This is a genomic window from Microvenator marinus (assembly GCF_007993755.1).
In the GTDB taxonomy this organism is placed as follows: domain Bacteria; phylum Myxococcota_A; class Bradymonadia; order Bradymonadales; family Bradymonadaceae; genus Allomicrovenator; species Allomicrovenator marinus.
The window spans coordinates 2,256,128-2,277,773 of the sequence record NZ_CP042467.1; the positions used below are offsets into that span (position 1 = coordinate 2,256,128).

General features: G+C 55.4%; 16 protein-coding genes and 1 tRNA gene. 12 read left to right on the plus strand and 5 right to left on the minus strand.

Annotation, left to right across the window (positions count from 1 at the left end; translation table 11 throughout):
- The first annotated feature begins 316 nt into the window (after nucleotides 1-316).
- The 4 genes from FRD01_RS09400 to FRD01_RS09415 all read left to right on the plus strand — a co-directional run bounded on the left by FRD01_RS09400 (nucleotide 317) and on the right by FRD01_RS09415 (nucleotide 5,259).
- Nucleotides 317-2,464 (plus strand): proprotein convertase P-domain-containing protein, encoded by a 2,148-nt coding sequence (locus tag FRD01_RS09400; protein ID WP_249756142.1) that lies wholly within the window; start codon nucleotides 317-319, stop codon nucleotides 2,462-2,464.
- Between the two features lie 68 nt (nucleotides 2,465-2,532).
- Entirely contained in the window at nucleotides 2,533-3,207 is a 675-nt protein-coding gene (locus FRD01_RS09405) for a hypothetical protein (protein ID WP_146959137.1), read from the plus strand.
- A 3-nt stretch (nucleotides 3,208-3,210) separates the two neighbouring features.
- Nucleotides 3,211-4,356, plus strand: a complete 1,146-nt coding sequence (locus FRD01_RS09410) for a choice-of-anchor D domain-containing protein (RefSeq protein ID WP_146959138.1) — start codon at nucleotides 3,211-3,213, stop codon at nucleotides 4,354-4,356.
- Between the two features lie 75 nt (nucleotides 4,357-4,431).
- Nucleotides 4,432-5,259, plus strand: a complete 828-nt coding sequence (locus tag FRD01_RS09415; protein ID WP_146959139.1) for a M23 family metallopeptidase — start codon at nucleotides 4,432-4,434, stop codon at nucleotides 5,257-5,259.
- A gap of 4 nt (nucleotides 5,260-5,263) precedes the next feature.
- On the opposite strand, the gene FRD01_RS09420 is transcribed toward FRD01_RS09415, so the two are convergent.
- The gene (locus FRD01_RS09420; RefSeq protein ID WP_146959140.1) at nucleotides 5,264-6,463 is read right to left on the minus strand and encodes a hypothetical protein; all 1,200 of its coding nucleotides are present in this window, start codon (nucleotides 6,461-6,463) and stop codon (nucleotides 5,264-5,266) included.
- Nucleotides 6,420-7,484 (minus strand): hypothetical protein, encoded by a 1,065-nt coding sequence (locus FRD01_RS09425; RefSeq protein WP_146959141.1) that lies wholly within the window; start codon nucleotides 7,482-7,484, stop codon nucleotides 6,420-6,422. The genes FRD01_RS09420 and FRD01_RS09425 overlap by 44 nt, the downstream gene beginning before the upstream one ends.
- A gap of 149 nt (nucleotides 7,485-7,633) precedes the next feature.
- On the opposite strand from FRD01_RS09425, the gene FRD01_RS09430 reads away from it, so the two are divergent.
- The 7 genes from FRD01_RS09430 to FRD01_RS09460 all read left to right on the plus strand — a co-directional run bounded on the left by FRD01_RS09430 (nucleotide 7,634) and on the right by FRD01_RS09460 (nucleotide 16,653).
- Nucleotides 7,634-9,760, plus strand: coding sequence for a hypothetical protein (locus FRD01_RS09430; protein ID WP_146959142.1), 2,127 nt, complete (start codon nucleotides 7,634-7,636; stop codon nucleotides 9,758-9,760).
- On the plus strand, nucleotides 9,757-10,347 hold the full coding sequence (locus tag FRD01_RS09435) for an HAD-IA family hydrolase (RefSeq protein WP_146959143.1): 591 nt from the start codon (nucleotides 9,757-9,759) through the stop codon (nucleotides 10,345-10,347). The genes FRD01_RS09430 and FRD01_RS09435 overlap by 4 nt, the downstream gene beginning before the upstream one ends.
- Complete coding sequence (locus FRD01_RS09440; RefSeq protein ID WP_146959144.1) at nucleotides 10,326-11,876, plus strand: tetratricopeptide repeat protein; 1,551 nt, start codon at nucleotides 10,326-10,328, stop codon at nucleotides 11,874-11,876. Before FRD01_RS09435 ends, FRD01_RS09440 begins: the two co-directional genes overlap by 22 nt.
- A 161-nt stretch (nucleotides 11,877-12,037) precedes the next feature.
- Entirely contained in the window at nucleotides 12,038-12,829 is a 792-nt protein-coding gene (locus FRD01_RS09445) for an enoyl-CoA hydratase-related protein (protein WP_146959145.1), read from the plus strand.
- Entirely contained in the window at nucleotides 12,814-13,128 is a 315-nt protein-coding gene (locus FRD01_RS09450; RefSeq protein WP_146959146.1) for a hypothetical protein, read from the plus strand. The genes FRD01_RS09445 and FRD01_RS09450 overlap by 16 nt, the downstream gene beginning before the upstream one ends.
- 9 nt (nucleotides 13,129-13,137) lie before the next feature.
- Nucleotides 13,138-14,865, plus strand: coding sequence for an ABC1 kinase family protein (locus FRD01_RS09455; protein ID WP_146959147.1), 1,728 nt, complete (start codon nucleotides 13,138-13,140; stop codon nucleotides 14,863-14,865).
- 12 nt (nucleotides 14,866-14,877) lie between these two features.
- Nucleotides 14,878-16,653 (plus strand): hypothetical protein, encoded by a 1,776-nt coding sequence (locus FRD01_RS09460; RefSeq protein ID WP_146959148.1) that lies wholly within the window; start codon nucleotides 14,878-14,880, stop codon nucleotides 16,651-16,653.
- Here FRD01_RS09460 and FRD01_RS09465 read toward each other — a convergent pair.
- Nucleotides 16,654-16,726 (minus strand) — tRNA-Thr (locus FRD01_RS09465).
- An 82-nt stretch (nucleotides 16,727-16,808) separates the two neighbouring features.
- Between FRD01_RS09465 and FRD01_RS09470 the strand changes: the two genes are divergently transcribed.
- Nucleotides 16,809-17,525, plus strand: a complete 717-nt coding sequence (locus FRD01_RS09470) for an NRDE family protein (protein WP_146959149.1) — start codon at nucleotides 16,809-16,811, stop codon at nucleotides 17,523-17,525.
- On the opposite strand, the gene FRD01_RS09475 is transcribed toward FRD01_RS09470, so the two are convergent.
- Entirely contained in the window at nucleotides 17,522-20,197 is a 2,676-nt protein-coding gene (locus FRD01_RS09475) for a vWA domain-containing protein (protein ID WP_146959150.1), read from the minus strand. The genes FRD01_RS09470 and FRD01_RS09475 overlap by 4 nt on opposite strands.
- A gap of 183 nt (nucleotides 20,198-20,380) precedes the next feature.
- The gene (locus FRD01_RS09480) at nucleotides 20,381-21,550 is read right to left on the minus strand and encodes a hypothetical protein (RefSeq protein WP_146959151.1); all 1,170 of its coding nucleotides are present in this window, start codon (nucleotides 21,548-21,550) and stop codon (nucleotides 20,381-20,383) included.
- Between the last annotated feature and the right edge of the window lie 96 nt (nucleotides 21,551-21,646).

The window sequence follows — 21,646 nt, forward strand, 5'->3', positions numbered from 1 at the left end:
AAGACCCTTAGTCCCGATATCGACATTTCACCCTGACCATTTGAACAGCTAAGAGTCGAGTTAGGGCCTGTTTTTTTGACTACTTGGAAGGGTACAATTGACGGTTTGGGATTTCAAGGACCCAGCCCTGGCAACTAAAGTTGCCACAACATAGTGGCCACTAAAGTTTAATCCGCCACCTCTTTTGTGTTAGAATTCACCTGACAAATTAACCAAACTTGGTAAAAGACGCGTGAACTCTCCACTTAGAGAAGAAGCTGTGCTCTGGCACGTGCTTTGCTCCTACTAAGTCGGACCAATGTTTTTTGGAGCACTAATGATGAAAATACGGGCGCTCATATTTCTTTTGATTATCTCGATGTTCGGAGCCGCATGTGGCACTGACGACGCCGAATCTCAACTTCCTGCTGATGAGTGGGGACGCACACTTTTTGACCCTACTGGGGATGAAGAGATCGCCCCTACCAAGGACGATGCGGTCACCGGCCAGCGCGGGCTTCCTGTGTCGGTGGACACAGCTTCCACGGCGGTTTGGGAAGTAAAGAACGCGTGGGAAGACACCAATACGGCAGCGGCACGCGCGGCAGGCATCGCCTGGGGCGAAAACAGCGGCCTGAACTGGGATCAGAAGTATCAGGCGTGGATCAATTCTATGCCCAAGACTCAGACCGAGGGTGGATACAGCAGGGATACCTTCATGCTCAAGACTCCATGGGGAGTCGAGCTTCCTGCGCCTGCCCTTGAGTGCGCCGAAGTCGCCATTTTCCTTCGAGTGGCATTCGCGAGTTGGTACAACCTCCCATTCTTCATGGAAGCGCGTGACCGCGAAGGCCGCATCTACTTTGGCCACTTTGGGATGCGCCGCGACTCGGGCAAATACGGCTCGATGCCTGACTTTAAAAACCGCTACCGCGACTATAGCGATCGTGCACTTGACGTGATGGCGGGCGGCGACTGGCCTAGCGATCCGGACCTTGCGAAAAAGAAGATTCCTGGTTCGTTTGACGACGCTCAGCCGATGATCGGCCCCGATGCTCACGCTGGTGCGTATTTTGACCGCGTCTTCTTGAACAAGCGAACCGGCCATTTCCTCTCCATCTTGCTCGCCTATTTCGGCTCGGTGAACCTTGCCGACCCTTCGAACACCTTCAATATCAAGGCGGAGGCCGTTCAAGCTGGTGACGTCTTGGTTGACCGTTGGCAAGCTCAAGGTATTGGCCACGTGATGGTGGTCGTACGACGAAATGATGCCGGCCAGAAGCAGGTGGGTGACGAGATGATTCCTCAGATCGAGGCCGAGCTCGCTTCGGGTTCCATGCCTCGCCGTCAGCCAGTTTGGGAGTCGCCAGGCTCGTCCAAGTACGCGTTCACCAAGTCCAGCACAGGTGGTGAAGGTTATGAAGCAAACAACGGTGGAATCAAGCGATGGAGAACCGCAAAGAATGTTGGCGGCTCTTGGACCAACGTCGTTCCAGCCACTCACACCCGTGACTGGATCAACAGCACGGATAAAGAGGCTATCGCGGCCCGCCCTGAGCGCTTCAAGGAGATCCTTGTTGAGCTTAGCCCTGACCAAAAACGCGACGTTCTCCTCGAGACGATCGAAGCTCGGCGCCAACACCTTCAGCAATATCCGGCGAGCTGCTCGGCACGTATCAAGCGTGAAGAGGCCTTCGACGCGTTCTATGTCTTGATGAAGGAAGAGTTCAACATGGACCCAGCCACCGTAGACGCTGAGTACAGAACTCTTGCTGACTATGTCTTTGCTGAGCTCGATTACGGCTCTTCAAAAACCTGCTGCTGGAATCGGTCCACGTCCAACATGTACGAGATCGCCATGGACTATAACGTCAAGCTCCAGGAGACCCAGTGTACGGCTCCGGTTGTCTTCATGAACCGTGACGACGCCGGCGACGGATACGACCTCTTCCGCCAACACGCCATCGAACTTGGTCGTGGAGACCAATGGGTTGCGTGGAGTGCCGACGAGAGCTGCCCACAAGCTGGCGTGGCCGTAGACACCATTGTTGAGTCAGATGTCGCCGACTACTGCTCGATCGCTTCTGACCTTCCAGAAGATCCCGTCGACCCTGTACAAGGAGAGGCGCTCGACCTTGAGTTCAGTGGTGCCGGAGCGATTCCGGACAACGACCCGGCTGGCCTTTCACTGAGCGCGTCAACTCAAGACGAGAGACTCATCGCTGAGGCATCCGTATTCGTCGATATCACCCACAGCTGGAGAGGCGATCTCTCGATTACGCTGGTTCACCCAGACGGTACTCGTGAAGTCATCCAAGAGGCGAACCCTGGCGATTCGGAAGACAACCTTAACATTCGACTGGCATCGGCTGGCCTAGTGGGTAAATCCGCTGCAGGCGCCTATGAGCTTATCGTGATCGATAACGCTGGATCGGACACCGGCTCAGTCGTCAAAGCCGTACTTGAGCTCAAAGTCGCTGAGTAAGCGGAGCTCTTTAATTCACTTTTCTTCCAGTCAAGGTAAGGTGGGACAACGCTATCCTTTGAGGCGCCATGTCTGAAGAAAAAGTCCCATCACGATTTGACTCGAAAAAAGTCGGCATCTTTGTCGCCATTTTGGCCGCGGTCATACTAGCCGCTGGGAGCATCGGGCACTTCAGCGGTGTCGGCTTCTTTTCGTACCGGCTCTTCCTCTACGGGCAAGGCGACCTCTACTTGCTCAATATGTCCAAGGAGCCGCTCTTCGTGGAGATCCCAGGTCATGAGAGGGTCGAGGTTCCGGCTGAGAACGCACAGGTCGTCGAGTTTGTTGGTGGGGAGATAGAAGCAAAAGTCTTCAACGCGGACTCCAAACTCCTGGACACGCATAAGCTTGACGCACGAAACTCGCACGCTTTCATCAAGTTGACCCAGGAATCCTGCCTCGCCGTTGTAGAGCTCGACCCATTTTATCAAGGGCAAAAGAAGCAAGACATCTTGTTTAAGGCGCTATTGAATGAGGATACACGGGTCTGGATTCCGAACTCAAAGAATGTAGTTTGGCCCCGAAAGCCTTTTCCGGCACGGCTATCGAGCGAAGACGGCCCGGGCCTCTGGGTGGAATTGGTGGGGTGTCCTCTGCTAGAAGATCCCACGTTCCTTGACGCCTACCTCGCGGTGAGGCTCGAAGAAAGAATTGCCAAGGCCATGGGGCGCAAAGATGAGTCCCAGGGCAAGAAGAGTGAGTAAGATATGAAGTGGTTATCTCTGGTTTTTGTTGGATTGTTGGCTGCGTGTTCTAGCGACGACGGAACGAGCCCGGGTCCAAGACCTATGGACATGGAGTCGGACCAGGCCGTGCAGGACGCAGACATGAATTCGCCTGATGTCACGGTGGAGCCTGACATGCCTCAGCGGCCGCGGCAGATGGAGATCGACATCCCCGAACTGCTCTTTGATAGCGTTCGTATCGGTGAATCGCGAACTCTGACCTTTGCCGTGACCAATTTGGGCGATGAAGATCTGGTGCTGACGCGCGCGGATATCTCTCAGTTCAATCGCACCTCGGAGCCTGAGTTCGTCCCCGGTGAGAACTGGATAGATGGCACTACGATTGTTGAAGGGCAGACGTTTCGTGAGTTTGATGTGGTCTACACGCCGGTCGATCACGAGACCGACCGTGGATCGGTGACCATTATTAGCAACGACCCCGATCAGGCTACGTGGGAAGTCCGACTCGAGACCATCAATCCGTACCCCGAGCTCGAAGGCCCACAACTTCTGAAGTTTGGCAGCGTTGCGGCCAACGAAACCGCCACGCGCCGCGTCAATCTCTACAATAGAGGGCGAGATCCGTTGACGTTGAACTCGATCGAGACGACCGGTTCGAACCGATTCTCGATCGCCCTGATCCCAACCGAGCCCCTGCCCCGCGTGGTGCAGCGTGACGAGCTCTACGCGTTTGACGTGGTCTTTAGCCCGAACAATACCAACGTGGCGCGCGGTACGATCGTGATCAATTCTGATGACCCAGACGAGCAGCCCTTCGAGATCGCCGTTTCGGGTAACGACCCTGGCCCGTGTATGCAGGTTTTGCCTGATACGCTCGACTTTGGAGAGGTGGCTCCAAACACCGCACAAACACAAGAGATCACGTTATTCAACTGTTCCAATGCTTTGGATTTGGAGATCAGCGGGCTTGAGATTGTAGACGGCGAGTTTGCATTTGAATTGGTGGACTCGCCGGAGCTCCCGATTACGCTCAACGCGTTTGAGAATGTGACGCTCGAGGTTCGGGCAAATATAGAGGGGCCAGAGGCCATTGGTGCACTACGCGTCGAGAATTCGGATTCGAATCGCGATGTGGAACTACGGGTGCGAACCCCAGAAGAAGAGTAAGTCTCGGCAGAACTTGAAATCTTTGTGGAGTTCCTTTAGAGACTCCTGTCTTTGTTGCTTTTGTTTGGATAAATTTTGGCGTTAAAGCGACTCGCCGTCATCATTCTGGTTTCGCTCTTTTGTGTTGCCTTTTCGCACCAGGACACTCCGCCGTGGGAGAGTGCTCCTGAGCCAAGTGCGCTTGAACTTGACCATCCGTGGTACGAAAACGGCAGGTCCATCAAGCGTGGTGCGATCGAAGTATCAAAAGCCCTGGGGCCTCAAAACAAGTCTGAGCTCATCCTCAAAGGCGGAGACGCCCTGATCGGACTGGCCTACAGGGCCACCGAAGCCATCGAGGACTACGAGGCTAAGCGTGTGCCAACCGTCCAGCTGGTGCGGATTTCCAGCCGGTTCGGCATGCGAGTCCATCCTGTTCTAAAGCGGCGGAAGTTCCACAACGGTGTTGATTTTGCGGCGCCGCGCGGCACACCCGTGAGGGCGGTTGCAGACGGAGTGGTCACCTATGCGGGATGGTCTGGTGGCGCGGGGAAGATGGTCAAGATCAAGCACGACGGTTTTGAGTCGGGCTACGCACATCTGGCTTCCATAACGCGCGATGTGCGGGTAGGCGAAACGATCAAGGCCGGTGAAACCATTGGTGGTGTGGGAGCAACGGGCCTCGCCACTGGAAACCATCTGCACTTCACGATTCGCAAGAACGGACGTTTTGTTGACCCCATGAAAGATGGGCTCGAACGAATCGAACCAATGGTCGAGCTCGAAATCATTGCTGGACTTGAAAGGAACGTGGGGAAACTCTTCACCGCGCTTGAGAACTCGGCCGCGAGCTTTTTTGATGGCGAGGAGTTGAACCTCAGTGAGCTTGAGCTCGACGAGTTCTGGGACGACAGCTTCCTCTAGGCGCTCAGTACCAAAAGCCAACACCGAGACCGAAGTTTGCGTACTTCGGCGCAAGATCGACGGCGAAGTTTAGACGCCAATCCCAGATCACAGAAACCCTTAGGTCACCACCAAAAGTGCCGTGAAGGCGCCCCGAGTGCGACGCAACTCGCGAGGGTTCCCAATACGTACCGGCGCGGGCCACAAGCCTGTTCGCCAGAAACTCGGACTCAATCCCGAGCCTTGGTGTAAGGCTCACCTCTCGTCCAGAAGCTTCAGGCTGATTCTCAATGAATGAAACTGGGGAAATGGAGTCCTCGGTTGGAAGCTCCATGCTCAGGTCTGCACTCACGAGTACGTAACGCCTGCCGTCTGTGCGTGCTTTGCCGGGCGCGTCGCCTCGAGTCGACTCCGGGTTGTAGATGCGCTCCCAACCCATCCAGGACGCGCCTACGGCGATCCTAGAAGGTACGTTCATGGCGGCTACAGCCCCGTACTCGGAGCCTTCTGGCGGCCTCAACGTCTCTTCAGCTGCAATTACGGGCGAGGTGTATGCCGCGCCTATCCGATAGGGCTTGTGGGTGGGCGCCCATTGAGCCCCTGCCGAGTACCCGGTGCCTTCGAGTCGCAGAATATCTTCCAGATTAGAGTTCTGCAGGGATACCGTAGCGGGCGTAGCCCCGACTCCAAGACTTAGATCTATGGCGCGAATTGTGTAACCAATCCCAACTACGGCGTAAGTTTGTACGAGTCGGAGTTCCTCTCCACTCTGACTCCTGAACACGAACTCCTTGTTGTAGATGTGGAAACCCATTCCGAGGTCGCCGAAATGCACTCCCAAGCCCGCGCCGAGATACGCGGACGCATCCACGGCACCAGGATTGAGCCCAACCTCCGGCGATGATTCTCGGTTTGGAATCCCGTCGAGCCAGTAGAGGCTAAAGTCCCAATCAAAGAACTCGTCTTTGGCGTACCGATGTCGAACGGCAAACGAGGCTGGATTCAAGAGGTAGGAATCGGCGCCTTCAGCGATTGAGACGAATGCGCCTCCTAGGCCAATTAGCCTATTGGAGGCGATGACGGGGCCGTTCGTAAACTCGAGGGATTGGTTTGTTTGCGCGTACACGCTCGAAGGGGCTGCAAACATCGCGAGGCATGTCGCGACCTGTGTGACTCCACGATCAGAAATCCGGCCCACAAACATCTGACGAAGCCAATGACGCACCCGAATCTCCTACAAATCTCTCAAACGTCTCGACCCGCGTGCCCGGAATCTCTGAGCAATAGTCATTGCGATCCTCAGCCTTAGACACACAGCGGCCCTGCCCAACCTCAAGTTCTACGCAAAACGTTGTGGCTTGACCACTACGGTCTGGACATCCTCCGGCACAAGGAAGCGTACAGAAACCCCGCTCCTCATCGGCTTGGTCTACAAACCGGAAACAAAACCCTTCTTTTTGCCCGGAAGAAAATCCACAATCTGCATCCACCGCGCACTGCGTTCCAACCCAGGGTACCGGAACTGGAGAATACGCCCCCGTCGCCTCCAAATGAGACAGGAAGCGCCGGCCAACGTTCCAAACCAACCAGTTGCCTCCTCGCCCCTGAAGCACCCACGGAGTGTAGGCATAGAGTGCGGCGGTGGCATGATTTCGAGGTGTCACACTGAGCGGGTCCAAAGAGCGTTTGGTACGACCGGCAGACCAAGCGCCACCATTTTCGGAAAGGTCGAAGAGTTTGCGATGGGTCTCAGCACCGCAGCGCATCTGATTTTTGAACCCTTTGAACTGAGACATACACGGCCTGTTGTCCGGGCAGCCACAACCAAGCGCACGGTCTACGCGCGTCTGAGACGGCCGGGTCGTTTTGCTCACCAACCCTTGCTCGACCTGCATACGCAATAAGAGCAGTAGCGGATTGATGCGAAACTCAACGGAGGCATCCATAATCAAGTCGGCTGCTCGCTTTCCATCGAACCGCGCATCTGCAAGCCACGAGCGCGTGCCGTACGGGGTCTCCTCAAAGAAGTCCTGCAGTTCGTCGGCGCCAACGCTATCGATGTCCTCGTAAAAGGTGTCGGTCACGACAAAATGGCGGTCAAATACGGGTGTAAAGACGTCACCCGGACCTTCGTAGTCTTGGATTTCTTCGTAATCGAGTGGGTGAGCTGCGTTGGAGTCTTCTTCCATGCTCTCAGAACACGCCTGCGAGAAAACCAATAGGGCGACCAACCAAAAACGCGACATCAACACTCCTACATGTAGGTTCAGCAACCACATCTTTACAAAATGGCGGCCCTCTGCCAAGCGAAAAGCCCGGAAAAGGGTTCCACGGGTGGACCTTAAGTTCATGGCGCGTTATCTTGGAGACATCTGATTTAAGACGAGTCTGGACGATGAAGAAAATAGCCGTGTTGTGTTTCGTTCTGGGAGTCGGTGCAAGCTGCACTTACGAGCCTGGCTTTGGGGATTTGAGCTGCTCAGACGAAGGCGCCACCGATGCTCGCGGAAGAACATGCCAGGGTGGTTTCTGGATCGGTGGAACCGATACGCCGGACATGGACCTCGACCAACCTGTGGATATGCCTGAGCCCGATATGCCCCAGGTGGATATGACGGACATGGCGGACATGACCTGCGAGCCCGAAGCTGACTCCGAACTCTGCGAAGGAGTGGAGGCTCAGTGTGGTGCCATCACAACCACGGACCGGTGTGGCGTCCAGCGCACGGTAGACTGTGGAACGTGCACCGCGCCCGAAGAATGCGGTGCCGTAGAAGCCAATAAGTGTGCGTGCATCCCAGAGACAGCGCTCCAGTTCTGCCTTCGGAACTCGAAGACATGCGGCGAATTCACCGGCGAAGATAATTGTGGAGAAACGAGGACTGAGGAGTGTGGAACGTGTACGCTGCCGGCCGTCTGCGGCGGCGGTGGTACGGACAACGTCTGCGCCTGTCCTGATCAAACCGATCAAGAGTTCTGCGACTTTTACGGCGCAGAATGCGGGCAACTTCAGGAGCTCGACGCGTGTCAACAGACACGACTTGTAGACTGCGGCGGATGCACAAACCCGGAAACATGCGGTGGCGGCGCACCAGGACAGGACAATATCTGCGGCTGCACTCCCGAAACCAACCAGGTCTTCTGCGACAGAAACTCAAAGGATTGTGGAACTTTCAATGGCACCGATAATTGTGGTGACCCGCGCACCGCTGAGTGCGGGACTTGCACAAGCCCAGAAACATGTGGCGGGGGCGCATCGCCCGTAGCCAATGTCTGTGCATGTACGCCAGAATCCAATCAAACGTTCTGCGATAGAAACGGAAAAGATTGTGGGTCCTTTGCTGGAACCGATAATTGTGGAGCAGCAAGAACCGCAAACTGCGGAACGTGCACAAGCCCTGAAACATGCGGCGGTGGAGCCTCCCCAGTAGCCAACGTCTGCGCATGCACGCCAGAATCCAATCAAACGTTCTGCGACAGAAATGGCAAAGACTGCGGCTCCTTTGCTGGAACCGATAATTGTGGAGCAGCAAGAACCGCAAACTGCGGAACGTGCACAAGCCCTGAAACATGCGGCGGTGGAGCTTCCCCAGTAGCCAACGTCTGCGCATGCACGCCAGAATCCAATCAAACGTTCTGCGATAGAAACGGAAAAGATTGTGGGTCCTTTGCTGGAACCGATAATTGTGGAGCAGCAAGAACCGCAAACTGCGGAACGTGCACAAGCCCTGAAACATGCGGCGGTGGAGCCTCCCCAGTAGCCAACGTGTGTGCCTGTACGCCAGAATCTAATCAAGACTTCTGCGATAGAAACGGAAAAGACTGCGGCTCCTTTGCCGGAACCGATAATTGTGGAGCGGCTAGGACCGCAAACTGCGGCTCATGCACAAGCCCTGAGACATGTGGCGGGGGCGCATCGCCTGAAGCCAACGTCTGCGCATGTACGCCAGAATCCAATCAAGACTTCTGCGATAGAAATGGAAAAGATTGTGGCTCATTCGCCGGAACCGATAATTGTGGAGCAGCAAGAACAACAAACTGCGGCTCATGCACAAGCCCTGAGACATGTGGTGGGGGCGCATCGCCTGAAGCCAACGTCTGCGCGTGTACGCCTGAATCCGATCAGGACTTCTGCGATAGAAACGGAAAAGATTGTGGCTCCTTTGCCGGAACCGATAACTGTGGCGCGGCCAGAACCGCAAGTTGCGGAAACTGCGCTAACGCGAACGAGACCTGCGGTGGCGGAGACCCAGGAGAAGCCAATGTTTGTGGTTGCGATCCAGAAGCCCAGACAGATTTTTGCGAGAGACTTGGTGTCTGCGGAGCCGCCGTCACGGACAACGATATCTGCGGCAACGAAGTAACCTTCGACTGCTCCGCCGTCGCCTGCCTTGGACAGCTTAGCTGCGACACCAACGAAGAGTGCTCGTGTACAGATTGTTCCGCCTGTGACACGGGAACTCGTTGTATCAAAGGCGATAGCTCTTACGGGACTTGCAATGCCGGAGGTAATTGCAATTGAAGCACGCACTTTTTCTGGACGTCATGGACACGCTTGTCTGGGACCCCTTTAAACTTGAGATGCTTCAGTTCTTTGACTCTTCGATGGAAGAGCTCTTGAGGGACAAAAGCGCTGACGCATGGCCAAGATTCGAACGCGGCGAAATCAGCGAAGAGGAATTCGCAGCGGAGTTTTTCGCAGATAGACGCTCTTTTGATTATCTGGGGCTCAAGGACGCGTTGCATAACGCGTATCGGCTTCTTCCCGGCATTCCTGAGCTACTCGATGACCTAAAGCAGGCGGGCGTGGAGATGCACACGCTTTCCAACTACCCGGTCTGGCACCAGATGATCGAGGAGAAGCTTCGACTCAGCCGGTGGCTCGAATGGACCTTTGTGTCCTGGCAGCACGGAACCCGAAAACCGGAACCAAAAGCTTTCGAGAGAGCGCTCGAACTCGTGAATAAGTCACCCGACACATGTGTCTTTGTTGATGACCGCGGCTCCAATTGTGCTGCGGCTGAATCGCTTGGTATCCATGCGATTCACTTTGAGTCAGCAGACCAACTCCGAGAAGCCCTAAAGCCATGTTTCCCCGAACTCTCATAGCCTTGGCGCTCTTACTCATGGCGTGTGGCCCAAGCGCCCATGTTGTGGCCGGCGACCAGCATTTAGCTGCCTCCAACTATCGCGCAGCTCTAGCCTCCTACGAAACGGCATTGGCTGAAGACCCGGATTCCGAGGAGATATCTAGAAAAGCGGAGCTTGCGCGGGGACGATACTTCGAAGAACTGAGCATACAGGCTCGCGAAGCTCAAAATCGTGGCGACCATATCGGGGCCCTCAAAACCACTCGCAAAGCCTGGGAGCTCTATCCAAAGTCCGCAAAAGCCCAAGATCTGGTGAAACAGACGAGCCAGGCCGTAAGCTACGCGGCGGGCAAGCTCCGCGAAGACCAGGACTATTCTACGGCCCTTCTCCTTCATGAAGTCGCAATGAATGAGCTTCCAGCGCCAAACCCACATGCAGCAGCAGCAGTGGAGATGCGGAATGCATGGGAGGACGATCTGAGGGCTCAAGCTGAAGAGGCGCGCGCCTCCGGAGATCCTGCAGCTGAGCTACTCTTCGTTGGCAAGCTAGCCCAGCTCAAGAACACGGCGGACCTCGATAGGCAGAGGCTCGAACTCCTGACTCAGGTCGCCGACGAGGAGACGTTCCTTGTAGACGTCAAAGGCGAAGGTTTTCCTGACCGAATACAGGCTGACCTTACCCGCCTAAAACTGGGCGTGTTGCAGGTGCGCACCCAGGTCAAAGAGCCCGACGTGAGGTTGAAGGTATCCGGCAAGAAGCCTGTGTTCATCGAGTCAGAAAACGAAGTCTGGCGGAGCGTGACGTTTCAATCAGGGACGCGCCAGGTATCAAACCCCTCGTACAAAAACCGCCTCAACGATTTGGAGCGCGCGGAGAGAGATGTGGTGGACGCCGAGAACACGGTAACCCGTGCTGAACAAGACGTTACCGACTACGAATCTAGGGCTTCTCGCGAAACTCCCGAAGTCTCATCGAGCACCAAGTACGGCCTTGAGCGCGCGCGCAGAGACTTGCAAAGCGCCCGCGACCGCCTCATTCGCGAACGAGATGATGTCATGCGCGCAAGGGAAGCCTTGAATCGCGAGCCGCAAACCGTGGAAGAACCCGTCTACTCCGAACACCAGTACGCGGTCAAAATCCACACATTGACCGCGAAGATACAGGTCCAACTCGAATTCAGCGGCCTGCACAAAGAGGAGAAAAGCATTCCACTCGAGGTTTCGGTTTCTGACGAAACTCATCCTCCGCAACCGAGCATGACAGGCGTCGGAGCCGACCCATTGACCCTCCCATCTGACGAAGCCCTTGCAGAAGACCTGCTCGCGGACGCGCTGGCGGCCACCAACAAAGAGATCCTGCGCGTGTTTGACGAGTGGCGGGAGAAGGAGGCTCAGAAGGCACTCGATGAGCCAGGCGCTGGGCGTCTTGATTCCCTGGTGCGAGTTCTCGTTCGAGACTTAGAGCGCGCTGACCAACGTGTCGCCGGTGAGATCAAGAGTTTGAGTGGGATTCCCGATGCGGTCTCAGCTATTCGCGGCGGGCGTTGAGCACCCGAGCGACCTTCCGACAGATCGAAAAATAGACTTTTCCAGCCTTATTCGCAGCCTTTCTCCACTTCTCACGATCTTTCGAACCCTCTTTGGGGAGTGTGGCTTGAGTCCGATCGGGTTCTGTAGCATGAAGGTCTGGCATCGTTTGAGGATACCATATGAGTTCAGACCTGCCAGAAGTACTCGTCGAAAAAGTTGAAAACTCGATCGCCACGCTCACCATCGACCGGCCGGACGCGATGAACTCCATGAATGGCGCGCTCGTGGACGCACTTAAGACCAAATTCTTGGAAATGAACACGCGTGAAGACGTGCGCGTGGTAATCCTCACGGCAAGCGGAGACCGCGTCTTTTGTGCCGGCGCCGACCTCAAGGAAAGACGGGGGATGTCTGACGAAGAGGTCGCTCAGCGAATCCGTGACTACAAATCAGCGTTCAGCGCGATCGCCGAGTGTTCAAAGCCCGTGATTTGCGCACTCAACGGGCACGCGTTCGGGGGCGGCCTAGAAATCGCGCTATCGTGCGATATCCGTGTTCTGGCTGAAGAAGCTCAAGTGGGTTTGACCGAGCTGCGACTCGGCATCATCCCAGGGGCTGGGGGTACTCAACGCCTCGCACGACTCATCGGCGCATCCAAGGCCAAGGAAATGATGTTCAGAGGTTTGCGACTCGGTGGCCAAGACGCCTTGGACTGGGGCGTAGTCTCGCACTGCGTGCCTCGGTCCGAGCTCAGCACCTATTGCCGCTCCCTTGCCGAAGAAATCGCTAAAGCCGCACCAATCGCCATCAAACAAGCAAAGCTTGCTGTGGACAGGGGAATTGAACTCCCACTTCAAGACGCCCTTGATTTTGAGGCTGAATGCTACGCGCTGACCATTCCCACCGAAGACAGACTTGAAGGGCTCAAGGCCTTCGCCGAAAAACGGGAGCCAGTATGGAAAAACAAGTAAAGTCCAAGATCACCGCGGCGGCTCTCGTGTTGCTGATACTTCTGGGGGCTGGAATTTGGTCCTACTTGGAATTCTCGGCCGATGTCTTGGTAAGTCGCGACACAAGTATGGATTTCGCGGCAGAGTTCGAAAAACGCTGCCAGGGCAACTTTGAGCCCGAGTATTGTCTGAAGTTTGCTGGCATGCACCATTCCTCGTGCTTCCGGGCGGCGACAAGACCCGGAGAAGACGGCGCGGTTTACGACGAAGACGCGTTTTTCAAATGTATGGACGATGCCCTAAAGACCTATGAACCCTGAGATGCACCCATGTTAGCCCCTGTCAGAACCGCAGTAAAAGACGTTTTAAGGCTCCGTGAGATCACCCGCGTGCTCACCAAGCACGGGTTCAAGGCCGTGGCACGCAGACTTGGTGCCGAAGAAGAAGTCGAGGATACCGACGCATTCGAAGGCCCTCAAAGCTTAATCGGTGAGGATCACGACGAAGCCGCGGTGCGGTTTAGGCGCGTTTTGGAGGAGTTGGGGCCCACTTTCGTCAAGCTCGGGCAAATCATGTCGACTCGCCCTGACATCATGCCCCCGGCCTTCATCAACGAGCTCAAACACCTTCAGGACCGCGTCCCGCCCCTGCCATTTGAGACCGTCAAGGAGGCCATCGAAGAAAACCTGGGAAAACCCATGCCCGAGCTCTTCAAAGAGGTGAACGAGAAGCCCATTGGGGCGGCGAGCATCGGGCAGGTTCATCGCGCGAAGACCCACGAAGGTGATGAAGTCGTCATCAAGATTCAACGGCCGGGGATCGCAGAAGTAATCCGCAGCGACCTCGACATCCTCTACTACCTCGCCCGGATCCTCGAGGCGACCATTGAAGAGGTCGAACTCTACACGCCGACGGCCATCGTCAAAGAATTTGAGAAGGCGATTCTCTCAGAGCTCGATTTTCGCCTCGAAGCCCGCAACATCCAGGAGTTCGGGCAGAACTTTGGAGAGGTCGTGGAGGTATCCACGCCGAAGGTCTACGAGGCGTTGAGCAACGACCGAATCATGACCCTTGAGTTCATCGATGCGATCAAGCTCTCTGAGCTCGAGTCCGGCTCTGACCGCGCCAAGCGCGTCTTGAACACCTTGCTCGACGCGATGGTGAAGATGGTGCTCGATGACGGATTTTTTCACGGCGATCCGCACCCTGGAAACATCTTGGTGCGCGAAGACGACACTCTGGTCTTCATCGACTTCGGGCTTGTGGGCCGCCTCTCAGCCGCCCAGCAGGACGACCTGATTCTGCTGATCGTGAGCGTTCTGACCGGCGATGTAGAGGGAATCTCACGGACACTGCTGCGGATGGGAAGTCCGGTAGGACGCGTCAACCTGCGCGCGTTTAAAGCCGACGTGGTCAGAATCCGAGACGAATATCTGCTCTCGAACCTCTCGGATATCAACGTCTCCCAGTTTGTCACCGAGTGCACCACAGCGGCTCAAGCACACAAGATTCGCCTGAATCCGAACTACGCGGTGCTCACTAAAGCCGCAGCCACGATCGAGGGCATCATGAGGTTCCTCGACCCGAACCTCGATATCATGGCTATCGGGATGCCTTACGCATCCGACCTGGCGAAGCGACGATTTACAGCCAAGAAGATCGCACAGGGTGCCATGACCTCGGCGATGGGCCTCTCGAGCTTTCTGACGCAAGTCCCACAACAACTCGACCAAGTCTTGATGGATTTGGAGGGTGGAAACCTCACCATTGAGGTCAAGAATCAGGCCATCGACGAGGTTGGAAAACACCTGAACACGCTCGGGACTCGACTCTTCCTCGGGATCATGGCAGCGGGCTTGAGTATTTGTGCCGCGATTCTGCTTGCGCCTCATGACTTCAAAGTCATGGACGTCTCAATTGGAATGGTCCTTGGTGTACTCTTGGCCGGTATCGCGACGCTCTTCTTCTGGTGGGCGCTATCGTGGCACGTGGTGGGCAGCGGCAGCGGGAACAAGCTCAAGCTCGGACCGATTATGCGCCTGATTCGTAGAGAATGACCAAGGATGGCCATGAAAAATCTCCTTTTGCTTATCGTTGGCCTCGTTTGTTTGGCTGGATGTGAGACATCCAAGCCGAATCCCAAGAACACCGCCCCCGTTAAGAGTGTGCCGGATATCAGTTTCGACGCGCTGGTAGCTAAGGCCGAAGAGCTCAGAGACCGAGAATTTAAGACGCCCCCAAGACTCACGTGGGTCGAGGCGGCTCCCGACGCGCTGGTGCTTCCCGATTCCGTTGCGACCGATCGTGAACTCATCTTGAATCTGCTCTTTGGTCTAAGATCTACAAACCAGGCAAAGTGGCCCCTTCCCGGCGACCGCGCCGCGAGTTGGGATTCGTCGACGAATACCGTTCAGCTCGTCAATATCGGGGTGGATCAGGCCACTCTGCGAGTTCATGTGCTTCAGGCGCTCACCCGCGGCCTGAACGCCCAGCATTTCGATTCTGGCGCTCAACCCACCTCTTGGGACGCCTGGCTTGCTGCGCGAGCACTCGAGGCCTCAGACGCGCTCCTCGTAGGTGCGATGGACCAAGTTCAGAACGAGGGAGTCGACGCGAAGATTATCCTGCAAAGACCCGACCTCGCACAAAGTTTGCGCGGCACGCAGTTCTTGCTCTCCCCGCCTGCGGCTCGTACCCGTCAAGAGTCCACCCTGGCCGACGAACACTTCACGATTCATACTGATGGTCTCGTCTTTGCGGCTTCGCTGGTCAGAAGTGGGGGTTGGTCAGCGCTCGAGGCCGCGAAGATTCGAGGTGTGGATCAGAGCGCAGGAATCGTTCGACCCGACCTCTGGCTCGCTGGAGAACTGAAGTCGAGCTGGAAGCATAATGAGCTCCCTATTCCTTCCAAATACAAACTCGCGCACGAGACGCGCGTTGGCCCGGCGATCAACTCGTTCCTGCTCGCTCGGTCATCCGATCCACAGCTAGCCCGAAGTGTGCTCTCGCTCTGGCAATCCGACTCCTTGCGAGTTTGGAAAAATGGAGAAAAGACCATCGTTGGGTGGGTGAGCTTCTGGGGACTTCCCGAAGCCGCACTGAAACTCAAGGGCCTCTTTGACGCCGCATTCACGAACCGCAAGGACTTGAAGTTTGTGGTGCTACAAGAAGGCGGAACCTTGGTTGTGGTGGGAAGCGACGCCAACATTGACCTCGGTCCCGTCGCCACAACTCTCGCGACCGATTCACCCCGATTCTACCCTGAACCTCCACTCAATACCTTTGTTCCGGGCACGATCGACCAGTATCTGGTCGGACTGAGCCAAGCCAAATTGGACCCGGAAACCAAGGTCTGGACGGACCCCGCTACGCAGTCGGTGATCGACTTCAGCTCTCTTAAGGATTGGAAATTTCAGGCGACCGAGGATGCCAAAGCACGGCTCCTCATCAAGGATTCAACGTCGACCCATCACGTCCTGCTCAGCACCGAGCTTCGCGATCCGATGGGCCACCAGTTTGGAGGGGCGGAGTTTGCCAGCGAAGTCACCAAAGCCTTCGAGAGTTCGATGGACCAACCCAGACTTCTAACGTCCGAGTACGCCTCAATCGGTGGTCTCAAAGCCTTCAAGATCTCGTCAAAGGGCCTGTTTCCAAGCGGAGAAGAGTCCGTTAGCGCGTGGATCGTCGAATCCGGGGAAACCCTCATAACCTTGAGTGTTCGTGGTCCGATGGATTATGAAACTCAAGCAAACCTGGCGACTCCTATTCTTGAAACCATGACGGTTTCAAACAAGCCTGAGCAACCCAAGGATGACGGCATTTTGGAATTTAAAGTGGAAGAGTAAAGCCGATGACCGGACTTGAACCGGTGACCTACTCATTACGAATGAGTTGCTCTACCAACTGAGCTACATCGGCTTTCCGGACACGAGATCCGGGGGCAAGGGAATTACCCAAGCCTCAAGGCACCGTCAAGCAAAAATAGAGCAGTGAGCGTCAAATGTGTAGTGTTGTGATTCGCCTGGAAAACGGCTCTGAACCCTCGCTCTGGCTCGCCGCAAATCGCGATGAAAACCTGGACAGGGCAAGCGCACCGAGTCAGCTGCGCGATTTTGGGGGAACTCGTGTGCTTGCACCGGTTGATTTGGTCGCCGGAGGGACCTGGATCGGCATCAATGAATTTGGACTCCTCGTGGCCATCACCAATCGCTTCATGGAAGGTAGGCGCACGGATCTTCGCTCGCGAGGTGAATTGGTGAAGACCGCGCTGAAGTTCGATTCGAGCAAGGCGGCAGCGAGTTGGATGAGGTCGGTCGACCCGCGTGACTACAATCCATTCCATCTCATCGCCGCCGATTTGAGCGGTATAAACCTCTTGGTGGGCCGCCACGATGCGCCTGAGATTCAGCACTTTGATGGAGGCATTGTGGCTGTGACCGAGCGCAGCTTCTCGTCCCACGAGGACATGAGGGTGGACTACCTGAGCCGCAAAATCGCTGAAGCAAAGCACCTTTCTGACATGAAGGCGGCCATGAGCGAGCACCGCTCGATGGATTTCGGGATGCCGAAGATCCACGTCCCTGAGATCAACTACGGCTCACGAAGCTCATGGTTGCTCAAGCTAGGCGCATCGAACGAGCTCTGGATAACAGAAAAGCCGCCTCAAAGAGACGGCTACGAGAACTTTTCTGAGAGTTTGGACGCGCTCTTGGCTTAACGGCGCCGCCTCAAGAGGAAGCCAACCAAGAGGAGTCCGAGCCAACCTGCATTGGATGAGTTTTGCGTGGCACAGCCTGCTTGTGGTCCAGTCGAGCCGCCGCCGATCGATGCTGGCTCACCTTCGCTCGATGTCGGCTCAAGACCTTCACCACAGCCACAGATTGCAGACCAGTTATCCACAAACTCACTAAATGTCTGGCCGGAATGCGTGTCAGACACACCATCTGGACACATACACGTGTTAGTGAAGTTACATGCTTTGGGCTCGTCTACTGGAGCCAGGGTATAGACCCCTTCGAAGTCTTCCCAAGAGTCCGTAATATTATCCACGACGCCATCGCAGTTGTCGTCCAAGCCGTTGCAAAGCTCCGGCATTGGATCGAGCTTGGAAACACAGACCTCTGCGGCATCGATGCACTCAATACGTCCAAGTGAGCAGCGCCCAAATGCGCCCTGAACCGTACAATCACGACTGATTTCATCAACTTCACCGTCACAGTCGTTGTCGAGGCCATCGCAGATTTCTTCAGACGGGAAAGTAACCTGTTCACAAACTTCCACGCCATTGACGCAGGTGGTCAAGCCCTCGGCGCAAACTCCTTCTAGGCCAGGCACGGTACAGGCATTGCCCGGCACACAACAATCCGTATCAGGCTGACAAACGTCCACACCTTCGATACAGGTCCAAACACCCTTCGGGCAAAGTCCAAGTGCATCAAAATTAGGGACATCACATTCGGTGCCTTCCTCTTGTTCGCATAAACACGCCAAGTGGGTTGTCACCTGATTGATGTCGCGCTTCTGCACCATGTTGCAGAAGTGCTCGGACAGGTTGACACGGTCACGAAGGGAGGGGTTCACGAAGTCCCAGCCCTCGCCCGGTGGTTGCGCATTGGGGCTATCTTTATGGGCAATCGCATCCACACCTCGTCCAGCAACGTAGAGATATGGGTACTCGTAGCTGCCGTCTTCGGGCACGCTATTAAGGTTTTGGCCTTCGAAGTTCACATCGAACATACATTGAAGTTCTTGAGTAATGGCCGCAATCGCCTCCAAAAGCTCTTGTGAGTTGTTGGTCTGGAACGCACCAGTACAATCGCCTCGCAAGTTCCCCCAGGCTCCCATGTTGGCACATGGGTCCACGTCCACCCCGCCGACGGAACAGGTACCTGTTCCGCCTGCGGCCGCTAGAATGTCGTTGAACTCAACATCGGTGCCGGAGCCCAGTCCGACAACATAAAGGGCCGCTACGTCCCTATGCTCACACGCCGCCACGATAGCCTGATAATAGGCATCAGACTGGCAGCAAGGTTGACCGTCATTGATCAACATCGTTGCGGAAGTTCGCTTGATCGCTTTGTCACTCTTCAACCTAGCGATCGAAATGTTTTGAGAACTCCCACATGTGCCTACATCAGACGACGAATTGCACGTCATTGAAGGTGCGGCAGGTTCGCCCGAATTTCGCGGGATGACTCGAATCTCAACCTGCCCCGTGGCGGCAAGGGCTCGAGGGACGGTGAACGAGTAAATCATCGACTCTGAGCAAGAGCGTCTGACAACGTGATAGCCAAGAACCACCGTTTGGGCAGGATTTCCGCCCCGTGCCTCGATCGTAGCCGTCTCGCAATCGTTGTCGTAGTCTCCCTGGAGATAGAGCAAGAGTTCCATGTCACCGGTCGACGACGCGACGTTGAATTGATGTGAATAATAGGAAGGACGATTGTTGAACTGCCGGTAGTCGTCCTGAATATCAAAGCTTGCTTCACGCACGCATTCGCTATTAGCGGACACACGAATCGCCGTTCCAGTAGGCGTATTACCGCCTGGGCCGGTTGCATTCAATGCGTTCATGATCGCGGTATGGTTATCCGTATTGCAACCTTCGACGGTCCACGCGCTGGTTCCTGCAAAGAGAGAAAGGCCAAATGCAGCGAGGTCTGGGTCTCGCTCGGACGACTCGTATGTCAACATCGAGATAGCCTTCTTCGCCTGTCCCCACTTGTCTAGTCTTCCGCATGCTTCGCGGTTTGTGATGGTTCCCAGGTAGGTGTTGGCCCTGTTCTCGAGAGTGACTTCGAGCCAGTTGTTGTTATTGTTGCAATCTAAGCAAGTGTCAGAGGAAGCGATAAACTCGATGGTAATCTCTCCACCCACGACAGAACTCGGATCAATCAAGATCGAGGTGTTTGCTGTGTTTTGGCACTTTTTATCTGGGTCCCAAGTATCAACTTGGACACCATTGACGAAAACACGATAGAATTCGCCTCCACTATTGAAGTTGCCTCGCCCTTCAGCCTGAATCCAAAGCTCTCCGGTCGCGGGAGGTAGACCAGACCATGTAAACGTATGCCGATAGCCACACGTTGAATTGGATTTACTCAGTTCGCTGCGATCTGAGACTGCCCAAGACCCCATAGGCGCGCACTCGGCGGCTGAACTCACCTCAAATCTGTCCCCGTCGAACTCCTGACAAACTTTACACGTTTGGTCAGCTTCGCCCTGATCCATTGATCCCGAGCGGTCCAACATCATCATGATGTTGGGCGGAAGCTCAGGTTCAATTTCGGTCACGTTAGCCGGGCTACACGTGAAATCCCACGCCATCGCGCTGGCGGGGATAAAGGAAAGAATGGCGCCAAGGGCCAAGATTCGAGAAAAAAAGTTCATCTGGTCACTCCCATCGAGGTCGTCAGAGAGGTAAACAGCAAGTTACATGCCGAGAATATTGCGGCGGACTCGCCGAACTACAAGGTGTATTCAGGGCGAATACACTTAGGTTGAGACGATCCAAGAGTAGGTGGGGAATGGTCAATGGATTGACAGATCGTGAACTTTTTACGTAAGGGGGACTTAGTTGATCACGATCGAATAGTTGAAGGGCGTTGAGGAATTGATGACTTTGTCTACGACGATGAAGTAGTCGCCGGCAGCTGGAGCGACCCAGTCCACATCTTCGATTCCCGTGAAGTGTTGCAAGCAAGTTGGCGTCGCACTGCACCCTTCCATGATGAAAATACCATTGGCATTGGAGTCACCCGTCTCCGTATCGATGGTCACGATCGCACCAGCCTGAAGCCCGGGCAACGAGAAGACTACGTCGTAGCCAGGTTGATTGGTGTTTCCGCACGAGTCGTTGGTGGAGAAATTGAAATTGCTATCGTACGCACGACCGCTACCCGCAAATGTACCACCGTTTCCGGTGACTACGATCGGGGCCGCACACACGTTTCCATCGCATGCTCCGGCGGTACAGGATGCGCCGCACTCTGCAATCTCCGGCTGCCCGGAAGGGTCGCAAATTGCAAGATCGTCGCCCATACAGGTCTCTTCACCGGGCGTACACGAGGCGGCCTCGACTTCCAGACTAAGTTCGAACTGACCCGGATTTCCAAACTTCACTTCCAAAACCAGGAAGTGCTCGCCCGCTTCCAAGAATGCTTCGCCGAATTCGATATCGGTACAACGCTCAGTGGTGCCCGCGTCTTCGCAAGTCCTGCGGAAATCGAGCACACCGTCAAACTGCCCCGACCAAGACGCATCATAAGAAACCAAGCTGCGTTCGGAGAGCTCAAAGCGGAACACTCGCTCACGGCCTGACATCTCGCCGCCACACTCAGAGGCAGTGGTGTCCACGCCTTCGGTCACAAACGATCCCGTTTGAGTAACCGGAGTTCCGGGCACTAGCATCCCCAAGTCCACAGCAATCTCGCACGAGTCACGACTCAGACACTCTTCCTCAATACAAACCTGGTCTTGTGTGCACGCATCACAAGGATCCGGTGGATCCATATCAGGGTCCATGTCTGAATCCATGTCGGGATCGGGCATGTCCGTGTCTGCGTCGGGTTCTGAATCCGGCATATCTTCGCCTGAATCTCCGGCCGCGTCAGGCTCTCCCATATCCGACATGTCCTCCACCGGACCTACGTCAGGGAAAACCACATCAGGTGGACCAGTGGGGTCGTCGGAACAACCAAAAGCCACCAACCCCAAGAATAACAACAAGATGATTCGCGCCATCCACATATCCCACGTAAAAAATCTGCCTTTTAGGCGAATTGAGCTACTTGGGAGATTAGTTGAGGATGCCGCCAGAATCAATAAACGAGGGACGCA